The 25,173-nt window shown below is 63.5% G+C and carries 25 protein-coding genes; 14 read left to right on the top strand and 11 right to left on the bottom strand.

The features are described from left to right. Positions 1-88: 88 nt before the first annotated feature. From C816_RS01130 to galE, 7 genes are all read right to left on the bottom strand, one after another. Positions 89-952, bottom strand: a complete 864-nt coding sequence (locus C816_RS01130) for a carbohydrate ABC transporter permease (RefSeq protein WP_016320561.1) — start codon at positions 950-952, stop codon at positions 89-91. Further along, complete coding sequence (locus tag C816_RS01125) at positions 949-1,905, bottom strand: carbohydrate ABC transporter permease (protein WP_016320560.1); 957 nt, start codon at positions 1,903-1,905, stop codon at positions 949-951. Before C816_RS01125 ends, C816_RS01130 begins: the two co-directional genes overlap by 4 nt. A gap of 158 nt (positions 1,906-2,063) precedes the next feature. Beyond that, positions 2,064-3,353, bottom strand: coding sequence for an ABC transporter substrate-binding protein (locus C816_RS01120; protein WP_016320559.1), 1,290 nt, complete (start codon positions 3,351-3,353; stop codon positions 2,064-2,066). A 186-nt stretch (positions 3,354-3,539) separates the two neighbouring features. Beyond that, a complete protein-coding gene (locus C816_RS01115; protein WP_016320558.1) occupies positions 3,540-4,406 on the bottom strand; it encodes a PocR ligand-binding domain-containing protein in 867 nt (288 codons plus the stop codon). A 91-nt stretch (positions 4,407-4,497) separates the two neighbouring features. Continuing rightward, positions 4,498-5,613, bottom strand: coding sequence for a phosphotransferase enzyme family protein (locus C816_RS01110; protein ID WP_016320557.1), 1,116 nt, complete (start codon positions 5,611-5,613; stop codon positions 4,498-4,500). After that, positions 5,610-6,536, bottom strand: coding sequence for a nucleotidyltransferase family protein (locus tag C816_RS01105; protein WP_016320556.1), 927 nt, complete (start codon positions 6,534-6,536; stop codon positions 5,610-5,612). The genes C816_RS01110 and C816_RS01105 overlap by 4 nt, the downstream gene beginning before the upstream one ends. Before the next feature lie 13 nt (positions 6,537-6,549). Beyond that, positions 6,550-7,569: a UDP-glucose 4-epimerase GalE gene (gene galE, locus C816_RS01100; protein ID WP_016320555.1), complete on the bottom strand. Its 1,020-nt coding sequence runs from the start codon at positions 7,567-7,569 to the stop codon at positions 6,550-6,552. A gap of 281 nt (positions 7,570-7,850) precedes the next feature. Here galE and C816_RS01095 point away from each other — a divergent pair, with 281 nt between their 5' ends. Together C816_RS01095 and C816_RS01090 are read left to right on the top strand one after the other, a co-directional pair. Continuing rightward, on the top strand, positions 7,851-8,756 hold the full coding sequence (locus C816_RS01095; RefSeq protein ID WP_016320554.1) for a helix-turn-helix transcriptional regulator: 906 nt from the start codon (positions 7,851-7,853) through the stop codon (positions 8,754-8,756). 81 nt (positions 8,757-8,837) lie between these two features. After that, the gene (locus C816_RS01090; protein ID WP_016320553.1) at positions 8,838-9,110 is read left to right on the top strand and encodes a zinc ribbon domain-containing protein; all 273 of its coding nucleotides are present in this window, start codon (positions 8,838-8,840) and stop codon (positions 9,108-9,110) included. A gap of 63 nt (positions 9,111-9,173) precedes the next feature. Here C816_RS01090 and C816_RS01085 read toward each other — a convergent pair whose 3' ends face one another. Then, positions 9,174-10,448, bottom strand: a complete 1,275-nt coding sequence (locus tag C816_RS01085; protein WP_016320552.1) for a LysM peptidoglycan-binding domain-containing protein — start codon at positions 10,446-10,448, stop codon at positions 9,174-9,176. Positions 10,449-10,551: 103 nt separating this feature from the next. Between C816_RS01085 and C816_RS01080 the strand changes: the two genes are divergently transcribed. Further along, positions 10,552-11,298: a ZIP family metal transporter gene (locus C816_RS01080; protein WP_016320551.1), complete on the top strand. Its 747-nt coding sequence runs from the start codon at positions 10,552-10,554 to the stop codon at positions 11,296-11,298. Positions 11,299-11,398: 100 nt separating this feature from the next. Then, positions 11,399-12,064, top strand: a complete 666-nt coding sequence (locus tag C816_RS01075) for an HAD hydrolase-like protein (protein WP_016320550.1) — start codon at positions 11,399-11,401, stop codon at positions 12,062-12,064. 38 nt (positions 12,065-12,102) lie between these two features. Here C816_RS01075 and C816_RS01070 read toward each other — a convergent pair whose 3' ends face one another. Further along, positions 12,103-13,422, bottom strand: coding sequence for a S1C family serine protease (locus C816_RS01070; protein ID WP_016320549.1), 1,320 nt, complete (start codon positions 13,420-13,422; stop codon positions 12,103-12,105). A gap of 225 nt (positions 13,423-13,647) precedes the next feature. Here C816_RS01070 and C816_RS01065 point away from each other — a divergent pair, with 225 nt between their 5' ends. Beyond that, positions 13,648-14,628, top strand: coding sequence for an MBL fold metallo-hydrolase (locus tag C816_RS01065; RefSeq protein ID WP_016320548.1), 981 nt, complete (start codon positions 13,648-13,650; stop codon positions 14,626-14,628). Between the two features lie 14 nt (positions 14,629-14,642). Further along, positions 14,643-15,305, top strand: a complete 663-nt coding sequence (gene deoC / locus C816_RS01060) for a deoxyribose-phosphate aldolase (RefSeq protein WP_016320547.1) — start codon at positions 14,643-14,645, stop codon at positions 15,303-15,305. 168 nt (positions 15,306-15,473) lie between these two features. Here the strand turns inward: deoC and C816_RS01055 are convergent, their stop codons facing one another. Both C816_RS01055 and C816_RS01050 read right to left on the bottom strand, forming a co-directional pair. Further along, positions 15,474-15,788 (bottom strand): DUF6881 domain-containing protein, encoded by a 315-nt coding sequence (locus C816_RS01055; RefSeq protein ID WP_016320546.1) that lies wholly within the window; start codon positions 15,786-15,788, stop codon positions 15,474-15,476. 222 nt (positions 15,789-16,010) lie between these two features. After that, positions 16,011-16,928 (bottom strand): nucleoside recognition domain-containing protein, encoded by a 918-nt coding sequence (locus tag C816_RS01050; protein ID WP_016320545.1) that lies wholly within the window; start codon positions 16,926-16,928, stop codon positions 16,011-16,013. A gap of 116 nt (positions 16,929-17,044) precedes the next feature. On the opposite strand from C816_RS01050, the gene C816_RS01045 reads away from it, so the two are divergent. The 8 genes from C816_RS01045 to C816_RS01010 all read left to right on the top strand — a co-directional run bounded on the left by C816_RS01045 (position 17,045) and on the right by C816_RS01010 (position 25,049). Beyond that, complete coding sequence (locus C816_RS01045; protein WP_016320544.1) at positions 17,045-17,335, top strand: YabP/YqfC family sporulation protein; 291 nt, start codon at positions 17,045-17,047, stop codon at positions 17,333-17,335. Positions 17,336-17,339: 4 nt separating this feature from the next. Next, entirely contained in the window at positions 17,340-18,542 is a 1,203-nt protein-coding gene (locus C816_RS01040; protein ID WP_016320543.1) for a sporulation protein YqfD, read from the top strand. 19 nt (positions 18,543-18,561) lie between these two features. Next, entirely contained in the window at positions 18,562-19,542 is a 981-nt protein-coding gene (locus tag C816_RS01035) for a PhoH family protein (RefSeq protein ID WP_016320542.1), read from the top strand. Next, positions 19,539-19,934, top strand: a complete 396-nt coding sequence (locus tag C816_RS01030; protein WP_016320541.1) for a hypothetical protein — start codon at positions 19,539-19,541, stop codon at positions 19,932-19,934. The genes C816_RS01035 and C816_RS01030 overlap by 4 nt, the downstream gene beginning before the upstream one ends. A gap of 14 nt (positions 19,935-19,948) precedes the next feature. Further along, complete coding sequence (gene ybeY, locus C816_RS01025; RefSeq protein ID WP_016320540.1) at positions 19,949-20,440, top strand: rRNA maturation RNase YbeY; 492 nt, start codon at positions 19,949-19,951, stop codon at positions 20,438-20,440. A 67-nt stretch (positions 20,441-20,507) separates the two neighbouring features. After that, the gene (locus C816_RS01020; protein ID WP_016320539.1) at positions 20,508-20,831 is read left to right on the top strand and encodes an MBL fold metallo-hydrolase; all 324 of its coding nucleotides are present in this window, start codon (positions 20,508-20,510) and stop codon (positions 20,829-20,831) included. Positions 20,832-20,849: 18 nt separating this feature from the next. Beyond that, a complete protein-coding gene (locus tag C816_RS01015; protein WP_016320538.1) occupies positions 20,850-23,093 on the top strand; it encodes an SF1B family DNA helicase RecD2 in 2,244 nt (747 codons plus the stop codon). Positions 23,094-23,234: 141 nt separating this feature from the next. Continuing rightward, positions 23,235-25,049: a sigma 54-interacting transcriptional regulator gene (locus C816_RS01010; protein ID WP_016320537.1), complete on the top strand. Its 1,815-nt coding sequence runs from the start codon at positions 23,235-23,237 to the stop codon at positions 25,047-25,049. The last annotated feature ends 124 nt before the right edge of the window (positions 25,050-25,173 follow it).

The raw sequence follows: 25,173 nt of genomic DNA, 5'->3' as shown, positions 1-25,173 counted from the left end.
GCGCTCCGGCGGAACACGGAGATCCTATGCATAGTATACCATGCTCGCCGGAGGGAATCCACCAATTTTTTGTGAGTTTGTACAGCCCTTAACCCTTCACACCGCCGGAGGCCAAACCGCTGACCAGATTCTTTTCGATGCACATGAAGAGAATCACCACAGGGATGATGGCGAAGATGGATGCGGCGAAGAGATACTGCCACTCGATGATGTTGTAGCCGTTGAAGGTGTTGATGCCAACAGTCAGCGGCTTGAGGGTGTCGGTTTGAATGAGGCACAGGGCCACGGTGTACTCGTTCCAGGCATTGATGAAGATGAAGATCAGCGTGGTAACAATGCCGGGGGCCGCCACAGGCAGCAACACCTTCATCATGGACTGAACCCGGCTGCAGCCGTCAATGGTGGCGGCCTGCTCCATCTCTGCGGAGATGCCCATGAAGGTGCCCCGCAGCAGCCAGACGGTGAAGGCCTGGTTGAAGGCGGCGTTGATGAAAATCAGTCCCAGGATGCTGTCCGTCAGCCCCATGGAGAGCATCACCTTGTAGATGCCGATCAGCAGCACCACCGGTGCGAACATCTGAGAGACGATGATGACGCCCAGGAAAGCGGTCTGACCCTTGAACTTCATCCGGGCCAGGGCATAGGCGGCGGGGATGCCGCAGAGCATGGCGATGATGGTGGAGCCGCCGGCAATCAGGATGGAGTTGAGCATGTACTTGGCCATGGGGGCCCGGCTCCAGATGTCGATGAAGTTGGACCACAGGGCCGTGACGGGCAGGATGGTATTGCCGCTGAAGATCTCGTTGCGGCTCTTCAACGCAGTGCAGAGCATGGCAAAGTAGGGATACAGGGTGATGATGCACACGTCAAGCACCACAAAGTACAGCAGGAGGCGCAAAATCACCTTTTTCACGGAGAGCGGCTTTTTCAAAGCGGCAGCGGGCTGGCTCACAGGTCCTCATCTCCTTTCCGCAGGGTGTAGATCATGTAGGTGCTGGCGCAGATCAGCAGAATCAAAAAGCCGATGACCGACACGGCGGCGGCCTCGCCCTGTTTGCCGTTGTAGAAGGCCAGCTTGTAGAGGTAGGTGACCAGGGTGTCCGTGTGGTTGGCGGGGTCGCCCTTGGTCATGGTCCAAATGATGGGGAAGGAGTTAAACACGTAGATGATGTTCAGCACCGTGGCCACGGTCAGGGACGATTTCACCAGAGGCAGGGTGATGCTGAACAGCTTCTGGAAATAGCCGGCTCCGTCCACCGTGGCGGCCTCATAATAGGAGGTATCGATGCTCTGGAGACCGGAGAGGACGCAGAAGGTGACAAAGGGGATGGTGACGAAGATGCCGCAGGCGATCTCCCAGGCGAAGTAGGCTGCCGGCGTGGGGGTCCAGTTCACCGGGGCGGAAATCAGGCCGATCTTCATCAGAAGGGTGTTCAGGGTGCCGTAGTCGGTGTTGATGATGAAGTTCCAGGCGCTGGCCTGGATGACCAGCGTGGTGGCCCAGGGGAAGACCACAATGGCCCGGGCGATCTTCCGCCCGCGAAACTTGTTGTTCAGCACCAGGGCCAGCATGAAGCCCAGCACGGTGGAGAGAACCACCACGGCCACGGTCCACACCAGGGTATTTTTCAGGACCAGGCTGAACGAGGGATTGCTGATGACCTTCGAGAAATTCTCAAGGCCGTTGAAGCCCTTGATCTTGCCCGCCCGGCTGACGTCGCTCATGGCCATCTGGAACACGGACAGGATGGGCACCAGGATGAAAACCGCCATGAGGATCACGCTGGGCGCGATCCAGATATAGGGCTCCACCTTCCGGAACAGCTTCTTCCCGGAACTGCCGGGGACCTTTTTCTTCGCGGGCGCTTTCTTCTCTGCGGGAACGGTTTGGGTTGCTGCGTTCACGGAGACACCTCCCTAAGTACGTTTTCTCTCCGGCCGCTTTCAAAGGGCGGAACGCTCCGCCCTTTGAAAGCGGCCGCAAATGGAAGAGGCCGCGGGCCGGACCAAGCCGGCCCGGCCCGCGGCTGTGCGTTTTTCTAATTCAGGTATTGACGGCCCTTTCAGCCGGGGAGGCTGGCCTGGAGGGTATCCAGCAGCTCGGCCACATCGCCGCCCAGCAGCGCGTGCTGCTCGACATCAATGACGCCCTGCTTCACGTCGGCCCACTCCGCCTTGGCGGTGGGATAGAACTTGCAGGAGCCAACGATCTCGACCCAGGGGGCCATGGAGGGATCGGAGGCGGCCACGATCTCGCCGCCGGCGGAGGTGGCGGGCAGGAAGCCCTCCATCAGCACCCAGTCGGAGTAGCGGGCATCGTCATAGAAGTAGTCGAAGAAGGTCTTGATGGCCTCGATCTTCTCGTCGGAGTGACCGTTGTCGAAGCACATGAAGCGGTCCATAACGCCGGCGGAGACGGAGGGGTTGCCGCCGTTGGTGGGGATGGCCGCGAAGGCGTAGTTGATAGTGCTGCCGCCCTCTTTGATGTAGGTGGGGATGGAGTTGGGCCCGATCATCATGGCCAGCTTCCCGGCGCCGAACAGATCCTGCAGGGTGTAGCGGGTCTCGTTGGCGGGGTCGGAGTTGGTGTAGCCGTCCTTCACCAGGCTGATGGCGTACTCAATGGCCTCCACGTTCTCGGGGGTGTTCAGAGTCCAGTTGCCGTCGGCGTCGGTGAAGTCGCCGCCGTTGTTCCAAATGTAGTAGGCAAAGGCGGCCTGGCCCTCGTCGGTGGTCATGTCAATGCCCCAGGGATAGATGCTGGAGTCATACTCCTTGATCTTCTTGCAGGCCTCGGTCAGCTCGTCCCAGGTGGTGGGAACTTCCACGCCGGCGGCTTCCAGGATGTCCACATTGTAGTACATGGCGCGGGCGGAGGCCAGGTCGGGGATGGCCCACACGGTGCCGTCCACAACGGACTGATCCAGGAAGGCGGGGTACATCTTGGCGTAGGTCTCGGGGGAGACGAACTCCTCGGCGGGCAGCAACAGGTCATCGGCCTGATAGTCGGCGAAGACGTCGATGTTCAGGATGTCGGGGGCGCTGTTGCCGGAGATGCGGGTGTTGACCACGGTGTAGATGTCGTTCCAGGAGACAACCTCCACAGTCAGGTCGATGTTCTCATTGTCCTTGTTGAAGTCCTCCACAAAGTCAGCCCACCACTGCTTGGTGTTCTGGCCGTACTCGGCGGCGATGACGTTGACGGGGATCTTCTCAGCGGGGGCCGCGGGCGCGGGATCATTGCTCTCCGCGGGAGGGGTGTTGTCAGTGGAAGGGGTGTCGGTTTTGCCGCCGCAGGCCGCCAGGGCCATCGTCATGACCAGGGCCAGCAGCAACGCAAGAAATCTTTTCATCTTCATTCTCCTCTTTCATGAAATGATGTGGGAAACCCAGCTGCGGAGCATCCTCATGGGAAATAATCCACAAACGCGTTTCCTTAATCTAAATTATACTTGTTCATTCTGCGAATAATAGAGCAAAAAGTCCGCTTTATAGCAAAATCGTACGAACCGTGAAAGTTCGTACGATTTCGTAATCGATTAGCCGGAAATCCCCCCGCCCTTTAGGCCGTTTTTGCGGAAGGCGCTGGGGGTGCTGCCGGTGACGGAGCGGAAGACCTTGGAAAAATAGTTGTAGTCGCTGATGCCCACCATCTCCCCCACCACGGAGATGGGCAGGCTGCTCTGGAGCAGCAGGCGCTTTGCCTCGCTGATGCGCCGCTGGGCGATGAGGTGGGACAGGGTGTGTCCGCCGGAGAGCTCCTTGGCCAGGGCGCACAGCTTGGTGCGGCCGATGCGCAGCTCCTGAGAGACAGAGGCCAGGGAGAGCTTTTCCATATAGTGCTGGTCCAGATACAGCTCCAGCTTCTGCAGGTCCGTCTGCTCGGCTGTGAGAATCATGCCCTTGAGCTGGATATAGGCGGACAGGGCCTCCAGCGTCTCGGCATAGGCCCGCAGCTCCTTCTGGCTGTACTGCCGGAACTGGAAGAAGGCGGGGCGCAGGGCGTCGGCCCCGCCGGGATACCAGTCCAGCCGGCTCCGGGTCACCTCCCACTGCTCCTCCAGGGGGCTCTCGTCCAGGTAGCAGCCAAAGGCCAGATAGGCCAGGGGTCTCTTTTTATCAAAGAGGGGCATGATGGCCTCGCAGATCCCGGCGTGGCAGCGGTAGAACTGGAACCCCTTATCCGCGGTGTAGTGTTGGATCTTGCACCGGTCGCAGGCCACGCAGCGCTCATGCCCCTCCGGCAGGTCGTTGAGCATCCGGCAAAAGGGCGGGTGGCCCTTGAACAGGTTGATGTCCCGCCCCTCCGGGTCCAAAATGTTGGCGGGCAGGCCGGTGAGGATGTTGAGGTTGGCAATGAGCTTGCGCAGCCGCTCCTCGTCAAACAGGATATTCATCTCCGCCATTCAAAGATCACCTCCCGTGCGGACGCGGCGCTCTGCCCTGCAGAGCGACTGCGGGAGGGCGCCCTCCCACGTTGTTTTTCAATCCCGTGTCTCAGTTTCCGCGGTACCGGTCCACGATGGCCCGCAGTTCGTCCCAGCGCGCCTCCATGTCCGCTACCAGCTTGAACTGGGTGCGGCAGCGGTCCAGGTTCTGCCGTTCCCGGCTGATGTGGAAGTACTCATCCCCCACCAGATAGTCGGTGAGGAAGCGGATGCCGCACTCCAGCGTCATCAGCTTGGCCCCCCAGGGGAGATACTCGATCTCCGCATCTGTGAGAGAGCCGCCGGTCCCCTCTAAAAAGGCTTTGGTGTACACGTCGAAGAGGTCCACGTCCAGGCTGACCTTGCTGAGGTCGGTCTCGTCCTCGGCGCTGTGGTTGGCGCCGAAGCGGATGGAATCGCCGAAATCGTAAATCACAAGGCCCGGCATCACAGTATCCAGGTCGATGATGCAGATCCCCTCTCCGGTGGTCTCGTCCATGAGGACGTTGTTCAGTTTGGTGTCGTTGTGGGTGACGCGGACGGGAAGCTTTCCCTCCCGCATGGCGCTCAGGGCAGCGGAGCAGTCCGCCTCCCGCTCCAGGACGAAGCTGATCTCCGGCCCGCACTCTGCCGCCCGCCCCAGCTTGTCCGCCTCCAGGGCGGCCTTGAACTTTTTCAGCCGGTCCTCGGTGTTGTGGAAGTTGGGGATGGTCTCGTGAAGGGTCTCCGCCGGGTAGTCCTTCAAAAGCTGCTGGAAGCGGCCGAAGGCCCGGCCGGAGGCGGCGAAGAGCTCCGGCGTATCCGCCGCCTGGCAGCAGACGGTGCGCTCTACAAAGGGATAGACCCGCCAGGCGCCGCCCTGGCTGTCGGTGTAGTAGGGCTCCCCGTTTTTCGGACGGAGAACCTCCATGGCCTCCCGGCCGCGGTCTCCGCGCCGGGCCTCAATCTGCCGGCCAAGGTACTCGGTGACGCCGATGATGTTCTCCATCAGCTGGTCCGGCCGCTTGAAGGCGGCGGCGCTCATGCGCTGGAGGATGAAGCGGCGGCAGCAGGCGTTCTCCGGCTGGGTGTGTACGCAGAAGGTGTCGTTGATATGTCCCTGGCCGTACCGGACGGCGCCCACCACGGGCGCGCCGAAGTCAAAGGCCACCAAGACCTCCTGCAGAGTCTGTTCCGCCTGGATCATACCCGCACCTCCCAGAGATTGTCCGGATACAGCCCGGAGGCCGTCTTCTCCGCGATGGCAGCCATGACCGCGGGCTTGTCCTCCCGGTAGGTGACGCCGTACCACTTGTCCTCGCTGCGCAGCACCTTCACCCGAGCCTTCCCCTCGTCGATCAGCTGGCTGACCACGGTGGGCAGGAAGTACTCCGCCTTGGCGGGGTTCTCCGCCAGGGCCTTGTCCAAAAAGGCGGGAAAACGCTTCCACGCCTCGTCCAGGAAGCTGCGGTTAAAGCCCCACATGTTCATAGATACGATGGTGTCCCCCGCCAGGTCCGTCCAGGTCTTGCCGTCGTCCTCAGTGAAGCGGGGGGGCTCGCCCTTTTCGATCTTGGTGCGCTCGGTGACCTGGGTGAGGAAGTTCTCCGCCGTCTCCTCGCACACGCCCCGGGCCACGGTGCCGTTCTCCGTCACCGTGTTTTTCAGCAGGTACCCCACCATGACGTACTCGTACAGCGCCCCGTCGGGATGGCTGGAGAGGTAGGCATGGATCTCCCGAAAGGCCTCCGGGCCGTAGTAGTCGTCGGCGTTGATGACGGCGAAGGGGCCGTCCACAATGCCCCGCACAGAAAGCGCCGCATGGGCGGTGCCCCAGGGCTTGGTCCGCTCCGCCGGGACGGCGTACCCCTCCGGCAGGTCCTCTTTGAGCTGATAGGCGTACTTCACGTCCATCACCTGGGCCACCCGGTCTCCGATGGCGGCCTTGAAATCCGCCTCGATCTCGGGCTTAATGACGAAGACCACGGTCTCAAAGCCCGCCCGGCGGGCGTCGTAGATGGAGTAGTCGATAATCAGCTGGCCGTGGCTGCCCACGGGGTCCAGCTGCTTGAGGCCGCCGTACCGGCTGCCCATGCCGGCGGCCATGATGACGAGAACAGGCTTGTTCATAATCCGTCCTCCCTTAACCCTTGTATCCGTTGGGGTTCATGGACTGCCACTTCCATGAGGAGGCGCACATCTCCTCGATGCCAAGCTCCGCCTCCCAGCCCAGCTCCTCCCGGGCCCTCTTGGGGTCGGCGTAGCAGGCGGCGATGTCTCCGGGGCGGCGGGGGTCGATGACGTAGGGCAGCTCCTTGCCGCAGGCCTTCTCATAGGCGTGGAGCACGTCCAGCACGGAGTAGCCCTTGCCGGTGCCCAGATTGCAGATGAAGAGGCCGCAGTTCTGCTCCAGCTTTTTCAGCGCCGCCACGTGGCCCTTGGCCAGGTCAACGACGTGAATATAGTCCCGGACGCCGGTGCCGTCGGGAGTTGAATAGTCGTTGCCGTATACGTGGAGCTTTTCCAGCTGGCCCACGGCGACTTTTGCGATATAGGGCACCAGGTTGTTGGGAATACCGTTGGGGTCCTCGCCGATCAGGCCGCTCTCATGGGCGCCGATGGGGTTGAAGTACCGCAGCAGGGCCACGTTCAGGGTGGGGTCGGCGGCGCAGTAGTCGGAGAGAATGCGCTCCTGGAAGAGCTTGGTGGTGCCGTAGGGATTGGTGGTGCCGCCGGTGGGGAAATCCTCCCGGATGGGCACGGTGGCGGGATCGCCGTAGACCGTGGCGGAGGAGGAGAAGACGAAATTCTTCACCCCGTGGGTCCGCATGGCCTGGAGAAGGTAGAGGGTGCTGATGAGATTGTTGGAGTAATACTCCAGGGGCTTGCTGACGCTCTCCCCCACGGCCTTGAGCCCGGCGAAGTGCATCACGGAGTCGATGTCCGGGAACCTGGTGAAAAGGGCCTCCACCTGCTCCATGTCGCACAGCTCCGCCTTGACAAAGGGGATCTTCCTCCCCACGATCTTCTCCACCCGGCGGACGGCCTCCTCGCTGGAGTTGTAGAGATTGTCCGCCACAATGACCTCGCAGCCCGCCTGGATCAGCTCCACGCAGGTGTGGCTGCCGATATACCCGGCGCCGCCGGTGACAAGAATGGACATAAGAACCGCTCCTTTCAAATTATGAAAATTTTTCGTGCCGGTGAAAGATTTTCAAGATTCATCAAACTCTATTGTAGGCTCCCTGGGTGAAAATGGGAAGAGAGGAACGTACTCATTATTAGAAAAATCGTCCGAATTATGCGTTTATTATACTAGAAATCCCAGGGCGTGTCCAGCCGTTTTGAAAGCAGCGTTGAATCCGGCCGGCCGGCGTGGTATAGTTGCCTTATGAGCCGGGCCTGATGGGGACGCACTTGCAGCATTCGGGGGCGCAGGAAAAGATGAAGAACAGCCGTCTTTTTGAGATTTTATATTTATTGGTGGAAAAGCGGGCCGTCACCGCCGGGGAGCTGGCGGAGCGGCTGGAGGTGTCGGAGCGCACCATCTACCGGGACATCGACGCCCTGTCCGCCGCCGGCATCCCGGTGTTCACCCAGAGGGGGCAGGGCGGCGGTATCCGGCTGATGGACCAGTTTGTGCTGGACAAGGCCCTCCTCTCCCATGCCCAGCAGGACGAGATTCTCTTCGCCCTCCAGGCCATTCTGGCCACCGGCGGCGGGGCGGAGGAGGAGACGCTGGCCCGACTGACCGCCCTGTTCCGCCGGGAGGGAACCGGCTGGCTGGAGGTGGACTTCACCGACTGGGGCAGCGGGGCGGTGGAGCGGGAGAATTTCGCCCTGGTGAAGGGGGCGATTCTGGCCCGCCGACCGTTGTCCTTCACCTATTACAGCTCCGCCGGGGAGCGGAGCCGCCGGACCGTGGAGCCCACCCGGCTGGTGTTCAAGGGCGGCTGCTGGTATCTGTCGGCCTTCTGCCAAAAGCGGCAGGACTGGCGGATCTTCCGCCTGATGCGGATGGAGGACCTGACCGCAGAGGAGGGAGCCTGCCCGACCCGCCGCCCTCCGGAGCGGCTGGAGGCCCCGCCGTCCCCGGAGTACCGGGGCGTGGAATTGCGGCTGCGCTTTGCCCCGGCCGCCGCCTGGCGGGTACGGGACTACTTCCACCCGAAGGAGATTACCCGGGAGCCGGACGGCTGTTTGCTGGTGGCGTGCAATTTTCCGGAGGACCAGTGGCTGCTGTCCTTTCTCCTGTCCTTCGGCAGCCAGCTGGAAGTCCTGTCGCCGGCCTATTGGCGAAAGCTCCTCGCCGAAGAGATCCAAAAACTTTCAGCGGTCTATGAAACCTGACAGACCCTGTCGGGTTTCATGAAGTATCCTTGTGTCAGAGGCGGGGGAACGGAACCCGTCCAACATAAGGAGGTTTTCTCAATGGAAGAAAGAAAATTCTGCCAGTGCTGCGGCATGCCCCTGGACAAGCCCGCAGACGCAGGCACCGAAGCGAACGGCTCCCCCAGCGCCGACTACTGCCGTTACTGCTACCAGAAAGGGGCCTTCACCGCTCCCGACGCCACCATGGACGACATCATTGCCTTCAACCTGAAGTTCAACGCCGAAAACGGCCACCCGTTTGGCCCCCAGGAAGAGGCGGAGAAGATGATGCGGAGCTGGTTCCCCACCTTGAAGCGGTGGCAAAAGGCGTGACCGCAGGGATGACCGGGCAGCTGCCATTTTGGGCAGCCGCCCGGTTCTGCGTTCAGTTCGGTCTTACCAAATGTCGTACAGCGCCGCCATCACCTGCCAGATCTGGGAGAAGGGCCGCATCAGGTTCCAGACCCCGCCGCCCTGGAAGCCGTACTCCGCGATAAGCCGCAGCTTGGCGTCCATGCTTCGCGCGTCCTCGAACCAGACCTCATGGACTGTGCCGCCGCCGTCGGTGTAGTGGAAAAAGGGAGCCTGGGCGGTCTCGTCGAACTGGATGGCGATGTCGTGCTCCAGGGCCAGCTCAATGGCCCGCTGGTTGGAGATGGACTGGGCCCGGGTGGTGCCCCGGATAAAGGGCAGGGGCCAGTCGTAGCCGTAATTGGGGATGCCGAGGAAGATCTTCCCGGCGGGGATCTCCGTAACGGCGTAGTCCAGCACCGCCCGGACATTGGGGAGCGGGGCCACTGCCATAGGAGGGCCAGCGGTGTATCCCCACTCATAGGTCATCAGCAGCACGCCGTCCACGGAGGCACTGACGCCGGCGTAGTCATGTGCCTCGTACAGCAGTCCCCGCTGGGCGGCAGAGGTCTTGGGGGCCAGGGCCGCCCACAAAAACAGCCCACGGGCCCGCAGCATCCGGTGGAGCCGGTCCAAAAAGGCGGCGTAGGCCGCCGCCAGATAACCGGGCAGGTACTCGAAATCCACGTCCAGCCCCACATAGTCCTTTTCGCCGATCACCCAGAATATCTCGTCTATCAGGCGGTCCTGTATGGCATAGTCCGTCAGCACCATGGCCCCCCGCTCCGTGTCGAACCCGCCGGACTCCGTCAGGGTGGACAGGTGCATCACCGGCCGGGCGCCGTGGGTCTGGGCGGAGGAGAGCATGGCGCCGTCGTCCAAAGACAGCAGACCGCCCTGGGCGGCGATGCCATAGGTGAAGGGTGCCATGTAGGTGAGATAGGGCAGCTGGGCCTCCAGCAGCCGCGTCTGGATGAAGGGATAGGCGTAGCCGTTGAAGGCCGCGGCGCCGATCTTCTCGTCAAAGTAAGAGATTGTCAGAAGCTGGCCCGCCGCCAGGGCGTCTCCCCCGCCCAGGGCCCAGTTGTTTTGCCAGAGGGTGCGGGTGTCGGTGCCGTAGGCCGCAGCGATGGAGCTGAGCGTCTCCCCGGGCTGGACGGCATGGACCTGCCGGGGAAAGCGTACCACCAGGGTCTGTCCCACGGCCAGGGCGCCGTCGGCGGGGACGTCGTTGGCCGCGCCCAGCTGGGCGGGATTCACCCCGTACTGGGCGGCAATGGCGTCCAGGGTCTCCCCGGACCGCACAACATGGATCGTCATGGAATATCACCTCTCCATCAGGCTATGCCCGCGGGAATAGTTCTAGACGGCTTTGGGGAAAAATAGAGTTTTCCAGAGACTGTTTTGGAAGGCGGCGGACGGCATGGGGCGTTTGGGAGAGGTTCTGCTGATTACGGCGGCGGCGGGCATCGGCGGCACGGGAACCGGCGGACTGACCGCCTGCCTGTTCCGGCGGGACTCCAGCCGGGCGGTGAGTCTGCTTTTGAGCTTTGCCGCCGGGGTGATGACGGCGGTGGTGTGCTTCGACCTGCTGGCGGACGCCGTGTCCCCGGAGAACGGACGTCTGTGGCTGGCGATTCCCGGCATCCTGCTGGGCTGCGGGGTCACCGGCGCGCTCAACGCCTGGATTGGGCGGCGGAGCGGGACAGGCGGGGGCCTGTTTCTGGCCGGGCTGGTAATGGCGGCGGCCATCGCCCTGCACAACGTGCCGGAGGGGATGGTCATCGGCGCCGCCTTCGCCAGGGGGGCGGCCCGTCCCGGCTCAGCCCGGGGCGGAATGGTGATGGCGGCGGTCATCGGCCTGCACAACATCCCCGAGGGCATGGCGGTGGCCGTTCCCCTGATCTCCGGCGGCATGGGCCGGGCGAGGGCCGCCGGAGCCGCGGCACTCACCGGCGCCCCCACCGTGCTGGGGGCCCTGCTGGGGTTCAGCCTGGGGACTCTGGGCCCGGCGGCATTGACCCTGGCCCTGAGCTTTGCCTCCGGGGCCATGCTCTACGTGGTGTTCGGGGAGCTGCTGCCGGAATCGTCCCTGATGTGGCGGGGGAAGGCCCCCGCCCTGGCGGCGGTGCTGGGAATCATCACCGGAATGGTAATCGTGTACGCGTAGGCTGTGTTCCCGGCAATCCTGTTAATTCCCCCAGAAAATCCGCATTTCTCTTGCGAAAATTCAAAAGGCGTGATACACTTTCCGGCAGGAGGGTGAGAGTATGTATCAATACGTCTTTTTCGACCTGGACGGCACTCTGACCGATTCCCAGGAGGGCGTGCTGGAATGTGTGCGGTACGCCATAGAGGCCATGGGTCGCCCGCTGCCGGAGGACCGGAACCTGCTGAAATTCATCGGCCCGCCGCTCCAGAACTCCTTTATGCAGTACTGCGGCCTGAGCCGGGAGGAGGCCCAGGAGGCCCTGCGGCTCTTTCGGGAGCAATACGTCCCCGTGGGCCAGTTCAAAAACCGCCCGGCCCCGGGCATCGCAGACATGATGGGACGGCTGAAGGCCCGGGGGCTCACGCTGGCGCTGGCCTCCTCCAAGGCCGAGTCCCAGTGCGTCTCCATCTGTGAGCGGTTCGGCTTCGCCCCCCATCTGGCGGTGATCGCCGGCAGCTCCGAAAGCCGGGACCAGAGCAAGGCGGACGTCATCCGGGAGGCCATGGCCCGCCTGGGCCTGACGGACCCCCGCCGCGCCCTGATGGTGGGCGACCGGAAGTACGACGTGGAGGGCGCCGGGGCCTGCGGCATGGACTGCGCGGGCGTGGAGTTTTTCGGCTACGCGCCCCCGGGAGAGCTGGAGGCGGCGGGCGCCGTCACAGTTGTCGGGACCGTGGCGGAGCTGGAGGCCTTCATTCTGGCGCACAGCGGAGCGGATACATAAGACCAAAGAGGGAGCGCCGTATGGCGCTCCCTCTTTGGTCATTTGTCGTTTTCCGCTCTGGCCTGCTCCACCTTGGCCTGCTCGGCGTTGACAACCTCCTGCAGGGTCCAGCCCTTTCCGGTCAGGTCCGCCTCCATCACCGGGTCCACAGGAACGCCCAGATACATGCTGTTGCCCTGGGCGTAGGCGCCGGTGGTGACGGCGATTGCCTGCCCGTAGACGTTCATCAGCACGCCGCCGCTGCTGCCCTTGGAGATGTCCGCCGTATTCATGACGCAGGGCCATGCGTAGCCGGGCACCTCCCGGTCCGTGGCGCTGACCACGCCCTCGCTGACGGCCAGACCGCTGCCCAGCGGGTTGCCCAAAGAGTACACCTTGTCGCCGGGCCGGACGTCGCCGGTGCCCGCCATCTCCAGATATTTGAAGGCGGAAGTGGTCTTGCCCTTGTCGGTGGTCCGGGAGACCTTCACCACGGCAATGTCAATCTCCGGATCATAGTAGAGGACCCGCTCAATCGGGAAGGTCTCCCCTGTGGAGAGGGTGGCGGTGGCGTAGATGCCGCCATCGATGGAGTGGTAGTTGGTGACGGCCATGCCGTCGGCGGAGATGAAAAAGCCGCTGGCGGTGGAGGTGGGCGTACCCTTGTCCACATTCTTCTGCTTTTCATAGAGGTCAATGCGGAAGACGGCGGCAGTCAGCCGGTCCGCCGCCTGACGGACCGTCAGCGTGGTCTCCAGCAGGCCCAGTGCGTTGGCCGCAGCCCGGACGGAGGGGGTCTTCTCCGCCAGACGGCCGATCACTGTGGCGCCGCCGTCCTTATAGGGGAAGGTCAGCGCGTCCACAGCGGACTGGTACAGCTGGCCGCGGGTCAGCCCGCCGCTGTATCCCCTGGCCGCCAGGCCGATCTGCTGGGCAAAAACCGCCGCGCCGGACACCGTAAAGTCCCCGGCCTTGTCACTGTATCCCAGCATCCGCAGCAAAAATGCAAACCAGGCGTTGGCGGTAACGGCGCTGTCGGGCCGGAACTCCGTCGATGTCGTTCCGGAGGCCCAGCCCTGGTGGGCGGCATAGGTGATCTCCGCCCGGGCCCAGGCGGGAACGTCGGTAAAGCCGGAGATCCATGCGTCGTTCTCCGCCTCCTGGCGCGCCCCGGCCAGAGCCACCAGCAGCACCACCGCCTGGGCCCGGGAGGCGGGCTCATTCAGTCCGTAATCTCCGGAAGCGGCGGTCTCAATCAGCCCCAGTGTGGCCAGAGCGTCCGCCGCCCGGGCGGCCTCCCCCTGGAGAGCGGCGGCGGAGGGCAGGGCCCCCGCCAGCAGAACCAGGACGCAAAACAGTGACAGAATTCTTTTTTTCATGATGTTCCTCCGAATTCAGGGTATATCCGTTGTGAAAGCGATGTACGTTGATCCGGCCGACGCCGTCAACGCACTCTATTGTAGCACCATCCGGCCCGCGGCGCAAGGGAAAACAAAAGGCGGCCATGGAAAACTCTGCTCCGGCGCGGCTCCCCGCCGGAAGAGACTGGACATTTTGGTGGAAATTTGCTATACTCGTCACCAAACGAGAAGGCGGAGGCGCGTATGGCGGAGCAACTGGCACGGGACCTGTGGCGGCTGGAGATCCCTTTGGAGGGAAGCCCTTTGAAGACCCTGAACAGCTATTTTGTCCGGGGGGAGCGGAGCCTTTTGATCGACACCGGCTTTCGCTGGGACTCCTGCCGCGCCGCCTGTGAGCGGCAGCTGGAGCAGCTGGGTGCGGACCGGGACCGGATGGACATCTTCATCACCCATCTTCACAGTGACCACGTGGGCTTGGCGCCGGACTTGATCCGGCCCGGGTGCCGGATCTTCATCGGGGAGGTGGACGGACCCGGCGTGGCAGCCTATATGGACGAAAACCGCTGGCGGGACCTCTACGCCCGGTATATCCGGGACGGCTTCACCCGGGAGGAGACGGACCGTCTCTGGGCCGGCAATCCCGCCCAGACGGCCGCCCCCGCCGCGTGGACCCGGTACCAGTACCTGCGGGACGGGGATACCCTGTCCTACGGCGGGCATACCTTTCGCTGCATCCTGACTCCAGGCCACACACCGGGGCACATGTGCCTCTATGAGCCGGAGGCCAGATGGCTCTTCACAGGAGACCACATCCTCTTCTATATCTCCCCCAACATCTGCCGCTGGGAAACCATGCCGGACGCCCTGGGCAGCTATCTGGAGAGTCTGCAGACCGTGCGGGACCTGCCGGTGGAGCTGCTGCTCCCCGCCCACCGGCGGGATACCGGCGTCCTCCGGGACCGGGCGGACGAGCTCACCGCCCACCACCTGGGCAGGATCGAGGACGCCTGGCATACCGTGCGGGAGGAGCCGGGGCTGACGGGCTACGAGATCGCCGGACGGATGCGCTGGAGAATCCGCAGCCGCAGCTGGGAGGACTTCCCCCTGGAGCAGAAGTTTTTCGCCGTGGGAGAGGCGCTGGCCCACCTGGACTACCTGGAGGTCCGGGGCCGGGTGCTCCGCCGGGAGGAGCGGGGAAAATACCGCTACTATGCAAGAGAATAAAGGAGCATCCTGAAATGGAACTGAAAGACATTTTGCGCAAATGCGACCACACCCTCCTTGCCCAGACGGCCGCCTGGGAGGAGATCCAAGCCCTGTGCGACGACGGCATCAGATACGGCTGCGCCAGCGTGTGCATCCCCGCAAGCTACGTGAAACGGGCTGCGGAATACGCCGCTGGGCAGATTCCCATCTGTACCGTCATCGGCTTCCCCAACGGCTACGACACCACCGCGGCCAAGTGCTTCATGGCAAAAGACGCCGTAGACAGCGGCGCGGACGAGGTGGACATGGTCATCAACCTGGGCTGGGTGAAGGACCGGCGGTGGGAGGACCTGCTCTCGGAGATCCGAGCAGTGAAGGCCGCCTGCGGCCAAAAGCTCTTAAAAGTCATCATCGAGTGCTGTATGCTGACGGATGAGGAGAAGATCCGGCTCTGCGGGATCGTCACAGACTCCGGCGCGGACTATATCAAGACCTCCACCGGCTTCGGCGGGGGCGGCGCCACCCGGGAGGATGTAGCCCTGTTCGCAAAGCACATCGGCCCCGATGTGAAGATCAAAGCCGCCGGCGGCATTGCCAGCCTCCAGGACGCGGAGGACTTCATCGCCCTGGGCGCGTCCCGCCTGGGCACCAGCCGCATTGTCAGAGCCGTGAAGGCCCTGGAGGCAGAAAAATAACTCCTTTTTGTAGAAAAACGTTCAGAAAATCCCCTCTGTTGTCGAATTATGCGACAGCAGAGGGGATGATTTCTCCCTCTTACCTTTTGTGTTGATAAATACCCCCTTCCGCCAAAATGACTGAACAGGCGGTTATCCATCATGGATAACCGCCCGACAAACCGGAAGTTAGACAGCAGCCAAGCTTCCGCAATAAATTCTGGTATTCCATATTTCATCAAATTCTTCTCTGGAAATAATCGTTGCATAGAAGCCTTCTCCCCAGACCTTTGCGTTAAATTCATCAACGGTTGGGATTGGACATACTTCTATGACATCACGATAGAGGTCATTCTCAATCTTTACTGTCCTGTCTGCAAAGATTTCCATCTCTCTAAGCGCAAAGCGGTTATCCTTCAAATCTACTTCATAAAAATATACCACAGGCATATCATCGGATTCATATTCCATAAATAGCTGTATATACTCAATATCGCTTTCCATTGACAAGCGCCTCTCTATACAAAATACCGATTTACTGAGATAAGTATATCATGCCGAACTTCTTGTTTCAACCCGTGATTCGTAAAATTACTGGTGCTTAAAGCAGTTCCCGAAAATAATGAGTAAAAAGGATGATTTTTTGCCTGGAGACCGCGGGGAACGGACAACCCAGCAATCAAAGAACTATCGCGGCGGCCCGCTGCCCCGGGGTCTGCCGGACCGCTATAGGACATACCCCTGGAGCGCCAGAGCCAGGGCGGCGGACAGCAGGCCCTGGAGGACCTTGCCCAGAAGGCAGTTCCGAAGGCGCAGGCCGCTGCCCTCCAGCACCGCCGCCGTCTGAAACAGCACGGACAGCCCGCCCCAGCCGGCGCAGCCCGCCGCCAGGACAAAGCCGAAGCTGTCCGCTGTCAGCAGGGGCGTCAGGGAAAAGAGCTCCGTCAGGCCCACCAGCAGCGGCCCCAGCCGTCCTCCCAGGGCAGCCAGGGGGGCCGCCAGCGCGTAGAAGAAGATCACAAAGGCGCAGACCGACAGCATCCCCGCCGCTCCGCCCCGCACCGCCTCAACCAGGGCTGTGGAGAAAGAGACTGTCCTGCAAGGCGTTTTCCTTGTCGTGTGCTGGTGAGAGCCGCTCTCCCCGGCCCGGCGGAACACCAGCCCCGTCAGCAGGGCGGCCAGGATATGAATCAGCCACAGCCACACCCCGGCCCGGACGCTGCCGAAGACCCCGGCCCCCAGCACACTGATGAGAAACACGGGGTTGGAGTTGTTGCAGAAGGCCAGCAGCCGCTCCGCCTCGCCCCGGGTCAGGGAGCCCTCCTGATAGAGGCGGGCCGCCGTCTGGGCGCCGATGGGATACCCGCCCGCCAGTCCCAGCAGCAGCGCGGAGCTGGCGCACCCGGGCAGGCGGAACAAGGGCGTCATCAGCCCCGCCAGATAGGGCGAGACCAGCTCCCCAAAGCCCAGGGACACCAGCAGGCTGGACAGCACCAGGAAGGGAAACAGCGCCGGGACCACGGACCGCCCGCACAGAGCCAACGCCTCTGCCGCCCATTGGCGAATCTCACCCGCGTCCGCCAGAAACCAGGCCAGCACCACGCACAGTCCCAGGCAGGCCAGTCCCCGCCACCGCATTCTCATACACATCACCGCCCCTACCCTATGCCGGAGGGAGCGGGCTTATGTCCGGGGCGCTTTCGTTTTCAGGCAAGTTTTCGCCGCCGGCCGCATAGGGTCAGACAAGGGGTGAACTGCAAATGGAGCGAAATCGAAAAGACCGGGAGGGCGGCGTCCTGACCACGGTGGCGGAGCTGTTCGACCTGCCGGCGGACGTGGTGGCGGGACTTCCCAGGCTGGAGATGGTGGGCAGCCGCCAGCTGTACCTGGAGCACCACACCGGGATCCTGGCGTACACAGACCAACAGATTGACGCCAACACCGCCGGCGGAGTCCTGCGTGTAAAGGGAGAAAGGCTGACACTGCTGGCCATGACAGCGGGAGAGCTGCGGATCGGCGGACACATTCAGTCCGTGGAGTGGGTGAGGTGAGGCCATGCTGACTGGAATCATCAACCGCCTCCGGGGCCAGGTGCGCATCCGGGCGGAGAGCGCCTTTCCGGAGCGGATCTTAAACCTGTGCGGCGCCCGGGAGCTGGCCTTCTGGGACGTGACGTGGGAGTCCCCCACCGCCTTCACCTGCCGCCTCAGCCGCCGGGACTGGCACATCCTGCGCCAGGCGGCGAAGCATCTGGACTGTGAGCTCACCGTGGTGGGCCGGGAGGGGGCGCCCTATTTTCTCTTCCGGTTCCGCCACAGGCAGGTTCTTCTGATTGGTCTGACGCTCTGCGCCACTGCGCTGTTCCTGGGCTCCTTCTTTGTCTGGGACTTCGTTGTGGAGGGCAACGAGACCGTGCCCACGGAGAAGATCCTGCGGGCTCTGGAGAAAAATGACGTGCATCTGGGGGCCTTCGGCCTGTCCCTGGACGGGGAGAGTATCCGCAACCACGTGCTGCTGGACATCCCGGAGCTGAGCTGGATCACCGTCAACGTCTCCGGCTGCCGGGCTCATGTCCAGGTGAGGGAGCGGATTCCGGCCCCAGAGCGGCTGGACCGGCAGACCCCTTCCAACCTGATTGCCCGGCGGGCGGGGCTGGTACTGAAGGTCCGGGCCGTGGACGGCGTGGCGGCCGTCCAGCCGGGGACCGCCGTAACGGAGAAGCAGCTTCTGGTCTCCGGCGTGGAGGATACGGAGACCGTGGGCGCCCGGGTGCTGGCGGGAATGGGCAGCGTCACCGCCCGGACATGGTACACGCTGACCGCCGCCATGCCCCTGGAGGTGCTGGAAAAACAGTACACCGGGGAGGAGAAGACATATCTCTCCCTGGTCTTCGGTACCCGCCGCATAAAATTCTTCTCAAACAGTAGCATCCAGGGGGAGAAATATGATAAAATAACAAACAGGGTCCCGCTCTCCCTCTTCGGACTGCGGCTGCCGGCGACGCTGGTGAGCGAAACCTGCCGCTTTTACGAGACCGTTCCCGCCTCCCGGGAGGCGGCGGAGGCGGAGCGGGCCGGGGAGGCAGTTCTGACCTCATACCTGGCCTCCATCGTGGAACCCTATGGCAGCGTCAGTTCCACCCTGTGCTCCTCCCGCCAAAGAGACGGCGTGCTGCTGGTGACCCTCTCGGCGGAGTGCGTGGAGGAGATCGGGGTGCGGGTGCCCATCTATACGGAAGAACCGGGCGAGAGCCCGTAATTAACAGGAGTGAAGCGATTTGGAACAGAGAATCAGCATCGAACGGCTGGAGCAGGCCGTGAACATCTTCGGCTCCTTTGACGAGAATATCCGCCTTTTGGAGCAGGAGTTCTCCGTCACGGTGACCAACCGGGACGGGGAGCTGCGGGTCAACGGCGAGGCGGAGAACACCATGCCCGCCTGCAAGGCCATCCAGGCCCTGCTGACCCTCTCCAGCCGGGGAGAGGCCATCGGGGAGCAGAATGTGCGCTACGTCATTAACCTGGTGCGGGCGGGAAAGGAGGGCCAGATCGCGGAGCTCACCGGCGACGTGCTGTGCATCTCCGCCAAGGGCCGCCCCATCAAGCCCAAGACCATCGGGCAGAAGGAGTATATCCAGTCCGTGCTCAAGAACACCGTCACCATCGGCGTGGGCCCGGCGGGCACCGGCAAGACCTACCTTGCCGTGGCCGCCGCGGTCCAGGCCTTTCGGGACAAGCAGGTGAACCGCATCATCCTCACCCGGCCCGCCGTGGAGGCCGGGGAGCGTCTGGGCTTCCTGCCCGGGGATCTCCAGAGCAAGGTGGACCCCTACCTGCGGCCGTTGTACGACGCGCTCTTCGATATGCTGGGGGCGGAGACGTACCAGAAGTACCTGGAGCGGGGCAACATCGAGGTGGCCCCCCTGGCCTATATGCGGGGCCGGACCCTGGACGACAGCTTCATCATTCTGGACGAGGCCCAGAACACCAGCCGGGAGCAGATGAAGATGTTCCTCACCCGGCTGGGCTTCGGCTCCAAGATCGTCATCACCGGCGACGCCACCCAGATCGACCTGCCCGACGGCAAGACCTCCGGCCTGAAGGAGGCCATGCGGGTGCTCAAGAACGTGGAGGGCATCGGCATCTGTGAGCTGACCAACGCCGATGTGGTGCGCCACGTCATGGTCCAGCGGATCGTCCAGGCCTACGAGGACTATGAAAACCGCAAAAGCCGGAAGGACGCGGGGAAGCGAAGATGAGTTACGAGGTCTATATGATGAAAACCGCCTCGAATCAAGAGCGGGACCTGAGTGAAATTGAGAGCGTGGAGCCCATGCCCTGCTGGCGGGAGCTGAAAATGATGCTGCGCTGCCGCTTTCCGGACCTCATCAGCGGCTATGCCCAGCTGGACGACGGCATGGACTTCCCCGTTCTCAGCTCCCCGGACTACGCCCTGGAGTTCAATCTGGCCGTGGACAGCGAGGACGAGCCCCTGACAGGTATCATGTTCGGCCGTCCCGGCAGCGGAGATCGCTGGGCCTATCCCCTGAAGTTTTTGTGCCGGCTGCTGGACGCCCGGATCGTGGACTGCGGAGGCGGAGAGTTCTGGGATTGGGATAATCTGCCTGACTGGATTGCGGAAGGGCTTTGAGAGGAGAGAAAACCATGGCAAAGCGGCACTATATTCCCGTCACGGCCAGCGTCCCCGGCGTGAACGACGGCCAGAAGGCCCTGATTCGCCGGGTCATCCGCACGGCCCTGGCGGCGGAGGGAGTGGACTCTCCCTGTGAAGTGGATGTGCTTGTCACAGACGACGCCGAGATCCGCCGCCTGAACCGGGAGACGCGGCAGGTGGACAGCTCCACGGACGTACTGAGCTTTCCCGCCTTTGACCTCTCCCCCGGGGTACTGCCGAAGGCGGAGGACGCCGACCCCGGCACGGGGCTGGTGCCTCTGGGAGACATGGTGATCTCCATGGAGCACGTCGCCGCCCAGGCCAAGGAGTATGGTCACTCCGCCCGCCGGGAGCTGGCGTATCTGGTGGTGCACTCCGTGCTCCATCTGCTGGGGTACGACCATTTGGATGAGGGGGCCATGAAGGCGCAGATGCGGAAGCGGGAAGAGGCGATCCTCTCCGAATTAGGGATTGGACGGTAAGTGCTCCCCCGCGGGGCCAGGGGCAAACCCAGGCCCCGCTGCATACGCTGTCATGAGGTGATTTACCATGATGCTGCTTCAAGACGGCTGTATCGCATTCCTCGCCGCCGTGGGCCTGACCACCGTGGTCTGGCTGGCGGCCGGCGCCCTGTTCCACGCGGGCCGGCCCGCCATCCCGGGCCTTCTGCTGGTCCTCCCCCTGCGGGGCGAGGCATTGGCCATGGAGTCCGACGTGCGGGAGCTCCGCCGGGTCCAGGGCCAGCTGCCCGGGGCCAAGATCGTTCTGGCGGACTGCGGCCTCACGCCGGACGCCCGCCAGCTGGCCCAATACCTGGCGGGCCGCGGGAAAAACGCCGTAGTGGCGGACGGCGGGGATTTTCAAATGAAGTGAGATAGAGGGTACAAAAGCATGGAAGAACTGACCTGCTGCGAGGGGACTGTACATAGCGTCATCTTTCAAAATCCGGAAAACGGCTATACTGTCCTCCGCCTCCTGACGCTGGAGGGAGAGGTGGTCACCGTGGTGGGGTGCATCCCCTGCGTGGCTCCGGGGGAGCATCTGACGGCTTCCGGCGCATGGGAGACCCACCCCCAGCACGGGGAACAGCTGCGGGCCACGGAGCTGGAGCGGTCCCTGCCGGAGGACGAGGAGGAGATTTTCAGCTACCTCTCCTCCGGTATCTGTAAAGGTGTAGGCCCTGCCACCGCACGGCGCATTGTGGACCGGTTCGGAGCGGAGACCCTGGACATCCTGGAGCGGGAGCCGGAGCGGCTGAACACCATCAAGGGCATCACCGCCAAGAAGGCCCAGGAGATCGCCCAGGGCTTCCAACAGCACATGGGCCTGCGGCGGCTGATGGCCTTTCTGGCCCAGTACCAGCTGCCGCCGGTGCTGGCCATGCGGCTGCGGCGGCTGTACGGCGCAGCCGCCCTGGAGATGGTGCGGGAGAATCCCTACCTGCTGGCGGACGACGGGTGCGGCGTGGCCTTCTCCGCCGCCGACGAGATCGCCATGAGTCTGGGCCTCTCCGCCGACAGCGGCTGCCGGGTGGAGGCGGCGGTGATCTATGAGCTGAGCCACAACGAGAACAACGGCCATGTCTTCCTGCCCAGAAACAAGCTGCTGGACGCCACCTGCCGCCTGCTGGACTGCGCCGCCGAGCCGGTGGAGACGGCCCTGGACGCGCTGATCCAGCGGGGAGCGGTGGTGCAGGAGCATGTGGCCAAGGTGGACGCCTGCTACCTCCGGCGGCTGTGGGAGGCGGAGCTTTCTGCCTGTACGCGGCTGAACGTCCTGCTGGCGGCGGAGGCCGACGAGAGCCGTGCCGCGGAGCAGACGGTCCGGGAGATCGAGGAGGAGCAGGGGGTCGCCTACGCCCCCCAGCAGCGGCAGGCGGTGGAGCTGGCGGCCCGGGAGGGAGTGCTGATCCTCACCGGAGGCCCCGGCACCGGCAAGACCACCACCGTGCGGGGCGTCGTGGCCCTGTTCCGGCGGATGGGGCTGGACATGGTGCTGGCGGCCCCCACAGGCCGGGCGGCCAAGCGCATGAGCGAGCTCTCCGATATGGAGGCACAGACCATCCACCGCCTGCTGGGGGTAAAGTGGGACGAAAACACCCGGGAACCGGTGTTCTCCAAGACGGAGAAAGAGCCCCTGGAGGCGGACGCGGTGATCGTGGACGAGATGAGCATGGTGGACCTGCCGCTGTTCTCCGCCCTGCTGCGGGCCCTGCGGCCCGGCACCCGGCTGGTGCTGGTGGGGGACGCGGACCAGCTGCCCTCCGTGGGGGCGGGGAACGTGTTCTCCGACCTGATCCGCAGCGGCCGGGTGGAGACGGTGTTTTTGCGGGAGGTATTCCGCCAGGCGGAGCAGTCCGCCATCATCCGCAACGCCCACGCCGTGAACCTGGGCCAGCCGCCGGCGCTCGCCAACAACCAGGGGGACTTTTTCTTCCTCTGCCGCCGGGAGGCGGAGCGGGCGGTCTCCACAGTGGTGGAGCTGTGCAAAACCCGCCTGCCGGGAGGCATGGGCATTCCGGCGGACCAGATCCAGGTCCTCTCCCCCATGCGCAAGGGACCCAGCGGCACCATCCGCCTCAACGGCTGCCTCCAGGAGGCGCTGAATCCCAAATCGCCGGACAAGCGGGAACTCCTCTGGGGGGAGCGGCTGTTCCGGGAGGGGGACCGGGTCATGCAGACCCGGAACGACTACGACGTGATTTGGGAAAAAGAGGACGGCTCCGTGGGCAGCGGCATCTTCAACGGCGACATGGGGCGGATCGAGAAGATCGACCCCTCCGGGGAGCTGCTGGAGCTGGCCTTTGACGACGGGCGGCGGGCGGTCTACGGCACAGAGCAGCTCAGCGAGCTAGAGCTGGCCTACGCCGTGACGGTCCACAAGGCCCAGGGCAGCGAGTACCGCTGCGCGGTGCTGGCGGCCATGCCCTCGGCTCAGTCCCTGATGGTGCGGGGGGTGCTGTACACCGCCCTGACCCGGGCCCGGGAGCTGCTGGTGGTGGTGGGGGACGACGCCGTCCTCCGCTCCATGGCTGCCAACGACCGCCAGCAGCGGCGGTACTCCGGCCTGCGGTGGCGGCTGGCCCACAGCGGGGAAGCGGCCGCCGGTTCTGACAGGGCCGGACGGGAAGCATAAGCTTTGGCAATCATCAAAACTCCGGGCGCCGGACAAGCCCCATAGGGTGCATGGCCTAGAGCAGTTCCCGAAAATAATGAGAAAAAGAAGCGAAACCGGGGATTGCAGGACAAGTTGGAGCGGCGGAAAGGAACGCGGGATATGGATATGCTGCAAAGCGTGATGGAGGCCTCCTCCCAGGCCATGTTCACCCTGGACCGGGAGGGCACCATCACCCACATCAACCAACAGACCAAGGACTACTTCGGCCTGTTCAACCACAGCCGGCACTCCCATGGCCCCGGGCGGCTGGAGCGCGGGGATCTGGTCATTATCGCCGACACCTCCATTGGCGCCGACGACGGAAACCTCTCCCCCGCCGACCTGGAGCGGCTGAACATCCGCGACCGGAAGCTCCGGGCCGGGGACCGGCTGGCGGCGGTAGGCCGCTACGACACACCGGACAGCAAGCCGGTCTACAAATTCCTGCCCGGCGGGGACGCCGAGACGCTGGAGCTGTCCACCGCCTGGGAGGGCATTTCCATCCGGATTTTCATCGACGGCAGGGAGGCCGCGGTGACTGTGGGAGAGGTTACATATACCATTGATTACTTCTGGTGCATCGGCCAGCTGGTGGTGCTGGACGGGAACACCGGCCAGGTGAAATTCTGGGAGGAGAAGGGCTACTCCGCCCGGAAGGAGGGCATCGGCAGCCTGCTGCGGGGCGCGCCCTTCACCGGCAAGAGCCCCGGCTCCGAGATCAAGGTGACGGGGTACTACTTCCGGGAGTTCTTCGAGGGGACGCTGTTCGAGCGGCACCTGGAGCAGGTGATGACCGGCCAGGCCCCGGAGTTCCGGGACATGCCCTACGAGATCAACGGCTACGAGCTGGTGGCCTCCATCCTGCCCGTCACGGACAGCGGCGGGACCCTCAGCGGCGTCATCGTGAAGTTCCGGAACATCGAGGACATCCGGGTCACCATCCAGGAGCGGAACAACGCCATCAAATCCGCCGAGCGGCGGTACCGGGAGCGGGAGCAGGCCTCCCGGCCGGAGGAAGCCGCCTTTGCCGCCCTCTTCGGCGGCGGGGCCGCCACGGCGGAGGTGCGCCACCGGGCCTACAAGCTCTCCCAGCTGGACTGCAACGTGCTCATCACCGGGGAGAGCGGCACCGGCAAGAGCTACATGGCCCGGGCCTTCTCCCGGGCCCAGCCCCGGAAGGGTGCCTTCGTCACCGTGGACTGCTCCACCATCGCCCCCTCCCTCTTTGAAAGCGAGATGTTTGGCTACGCCGGCGGCGCCTTCACTGGGGCGGACCCCAAGGGCCGGGCCGGCTTTTTCGAGGAGGCGGACGGCGGCACCATCTTCCTGGATGAGATCGGCGAGATCCCCCTGGACATCCAGGCAAAGCTCCTGCGGGCCATCCAGGACAAGGTCGTCTGCCGGGTGGGCTCCACCCGGCTGATCCCCGTCAATGTGCGCATCCTGGCCGCCACCAACTGCAATCTGCGGGACAAGGTGGCCGCCGGGCAGTTCCGGCAGGACTTGTACTACCGCCTCAGCGCCTTCTCTCTGGAGCTGCCCTCTCTGCGAAACTGCCAGGAGGACGTCTACTTCCTCATCGACCACCTGATGGAAAAGATCCTCCAAAAATACGACATGCCCAAAAAGGTCCTCTCCGGGGAGGCGGTGAACAAGCTGCTGGCCTATGACTGGCCGGGAAATATCCGGGAGCTGGAAAATGTGCTGGAGAGCGCCGCGGCCCTCTCCGAGTCCGACATCATCTATGCCGAGCACATCCGCCTGGAGCAGACCCCCGTTCGTATGACCCTGCGCCAGCGTCTGCGGCAGGAGGAGGAGAAGATCATCCGCCAGACTCTGGCTCAGTGCGGCGGCAGCCGCGCCCGGGCCATGGAGGAGCTGGGGCTGTCCAAGACCGTGTTTTACGGCAAGCTGAAAGAGTATCAAATCGAGTAGACGGATTTCCGTTTTTTGTAAGGAGTTCTGATTTCAGGAAATGCAGTTCTGAAATCAGAACTCTTTTCGCTCTGATTTCAGAACTTCCTGTTTATATTTTGCTTAAAATCGGAAAAACTCTGTT

The sequence above is a fragment of the Oscillibacter sp. 1-3 genome (genome assembly GCF_000403435.2).
In the GTDB taxonomy this organism is placed as follows: Bacteria; Bacillota; Clostridia; order Oscillospirales; family Oscillospiraceae; genus Oscillibacter.
This window is presented reverse-complemented; position numbering and strand designations above follow the sequence as displayed.

What these genes read in the sequence shown, in the direction of transcription:
- ybeY (WP_016320540.1), top strand. Translation starts at nt 19,949, where the DNA reads ATGGCAAAGCGGCACTATATTCCCGTCACGGCCAGCGTCCCCGGCGTG.
- C816_RS01075 (WP_016320550.1), top strand. Translation starts at nt 11,399, where the DNA reads ATGTATCAATACGTCTTTTTCGACCTGGACGGCACTCTGACCGATTCC.
- C816_RS01120 (WP_016320559.1), bottom strand. Translation starts at nt 3,353, where the DNA reads ATGAAAAGATTTCTTGCGTTGCTGCTGGCCCTGGTCATGACGATGGCC.
- C816_RS01095 (WP_016320554.1), top strand. Translation starts at nt 7,851, where the DNA reads ATGAAGAACAGCCGTCTTTTTGAGATTTTATATTTATTGGTGGAAAAG.
- C816_RS01090 (WP_016320553.1), top strand. Translation starts at nt 8,838, where the DNA reads ATGGAAGAAAGAAAATTCTGCCAGTGCTGCGGCATGCCCCTGGACAAG.
- C816_RS01020 (WP_016320539.1), top strand. Translation starts at nt 20,508, where the DNA reads ATGATGCTGCTTCAAGACGGCTGTATCGCATTCCTCGCCGCCGTGGGC.
- C816_RS01010 (WP_016320537.1), top strand. Translation starts at nt 23,235, where the DNA reads ATGGATATGCTGCAAAGCGTGATGGAGGCCTCCTCCCAGGCCATGTTC.
- C816_RS01080 (WP_016320551.1), top strand. Translation starts at nt 10,552, where the DNA reads ATGGGGCGTTTGGGAGAGGTTCTGCTGATTACGGCGGCGGCGGGCATC.
- C816_RS01015 (WP_016320538.1), top strand. Translation starts at nt 20,850, where the DNA reads ATGGAAGAACTGACCTGCTGCGAGGGGACTGTACATAGCGTCATCTTT.
- C816_RS01070 (WP_016320549.1), bottom strand. Translation starts at nt 13,422, where the DNA reads ATGAAAAAAAGAATTCTGTCACTGTTTTGCGTCCTGGTTCTGCTGGCG.
- C816_RS01115 (WP_016320558.1), bottom strand. Translation starts at nt 4,406, where the DNA reads ATGGCGGAGATGAATATCCTGTTTGACGAGGAGCGGCTGCGCAAGCTC.
- C816_RS01110 (WP_016320557.1), bottom strand. Translation starts at nt 5,613, where the DNA reads ATGATCCAGGCGGAACAGACTCTGCAGGAGGTCTTGGTGGCCTTTGAC.
- C816_RS01045 (WP_016320544.1), top strand. Translation starts at nt 17,045, where the DNA reads ATGGAGCGAAATCGAAAAGACCGGGAGGGCGGCGTCCTGACCACGGTG.
- C816_RS01085 (WP_016320552.1), bottom strand. Translation starts at nt 10,448, where the DNA reads ATGACGATCCATGTTGTGCGGTCCGGGGAGACCCTGGACGCCATTGCC.
- C816_RS01040 (WP_016320543.1), top strand. Translation starts at nt 17,340, where the DNA reads ATGCTGACTGGAATCATCAACCGCCTCCGGGGCCAGGTGCGCATCCGG.
- C816_RS01055 (WP_016320546.1), bottom strand. Translation starts at nt 15,788, where the DNA reads ATGGAAAGCGATATTGAGTATATACAGCTATTTATGGAATATGAATCC.
- deoC (WP_016320547.1), top strand. Translation starts at nt 14,643, where the DNA reads ATGGAACTGAAAGACATTTTGCGCAAATGCGACCACACCCTCCTTGCC.
- C816_RS01105 (WP_016320556.1), bottom strand. Translation starts at nt 6,536, where the DNA reads ATGAACAAGCCTGTTCTCGTCATCATGGCCGCCGGCATGGGCAGCCGG.
- C816_RS01050 (WP_016320545.1), bottom strand. Translation starts at nt 16,928, where the DNA reads ATGAGAATGCGGTGGCGGGGACTGGCCTGCCTGGGACTGTGCGTGGTG.
- C816_RS01065 (WP_016320548.1), top strand. Translation starts at nt 13,648, where the DNA reads ATGGCGGAGCAACTGGCACGGGACCTGTGGCGGCTGGAGATCCCTTTG.
- C816_RS01030 (WP_016320541.1), top strand. Translation starts at nt 19,539, where the DNA reads ATGAGTTACGAGGTCTATATGATGAAAACCGCCTCGAATCAAGAGCGG.
- galE (WP_016320555.1), bottom strand. Translation starts at nt 7,569, where the DNA reads ATGTCCATTCTTGTCACCGGCGGCGCCGGGTATATCGGCAGCCACACC.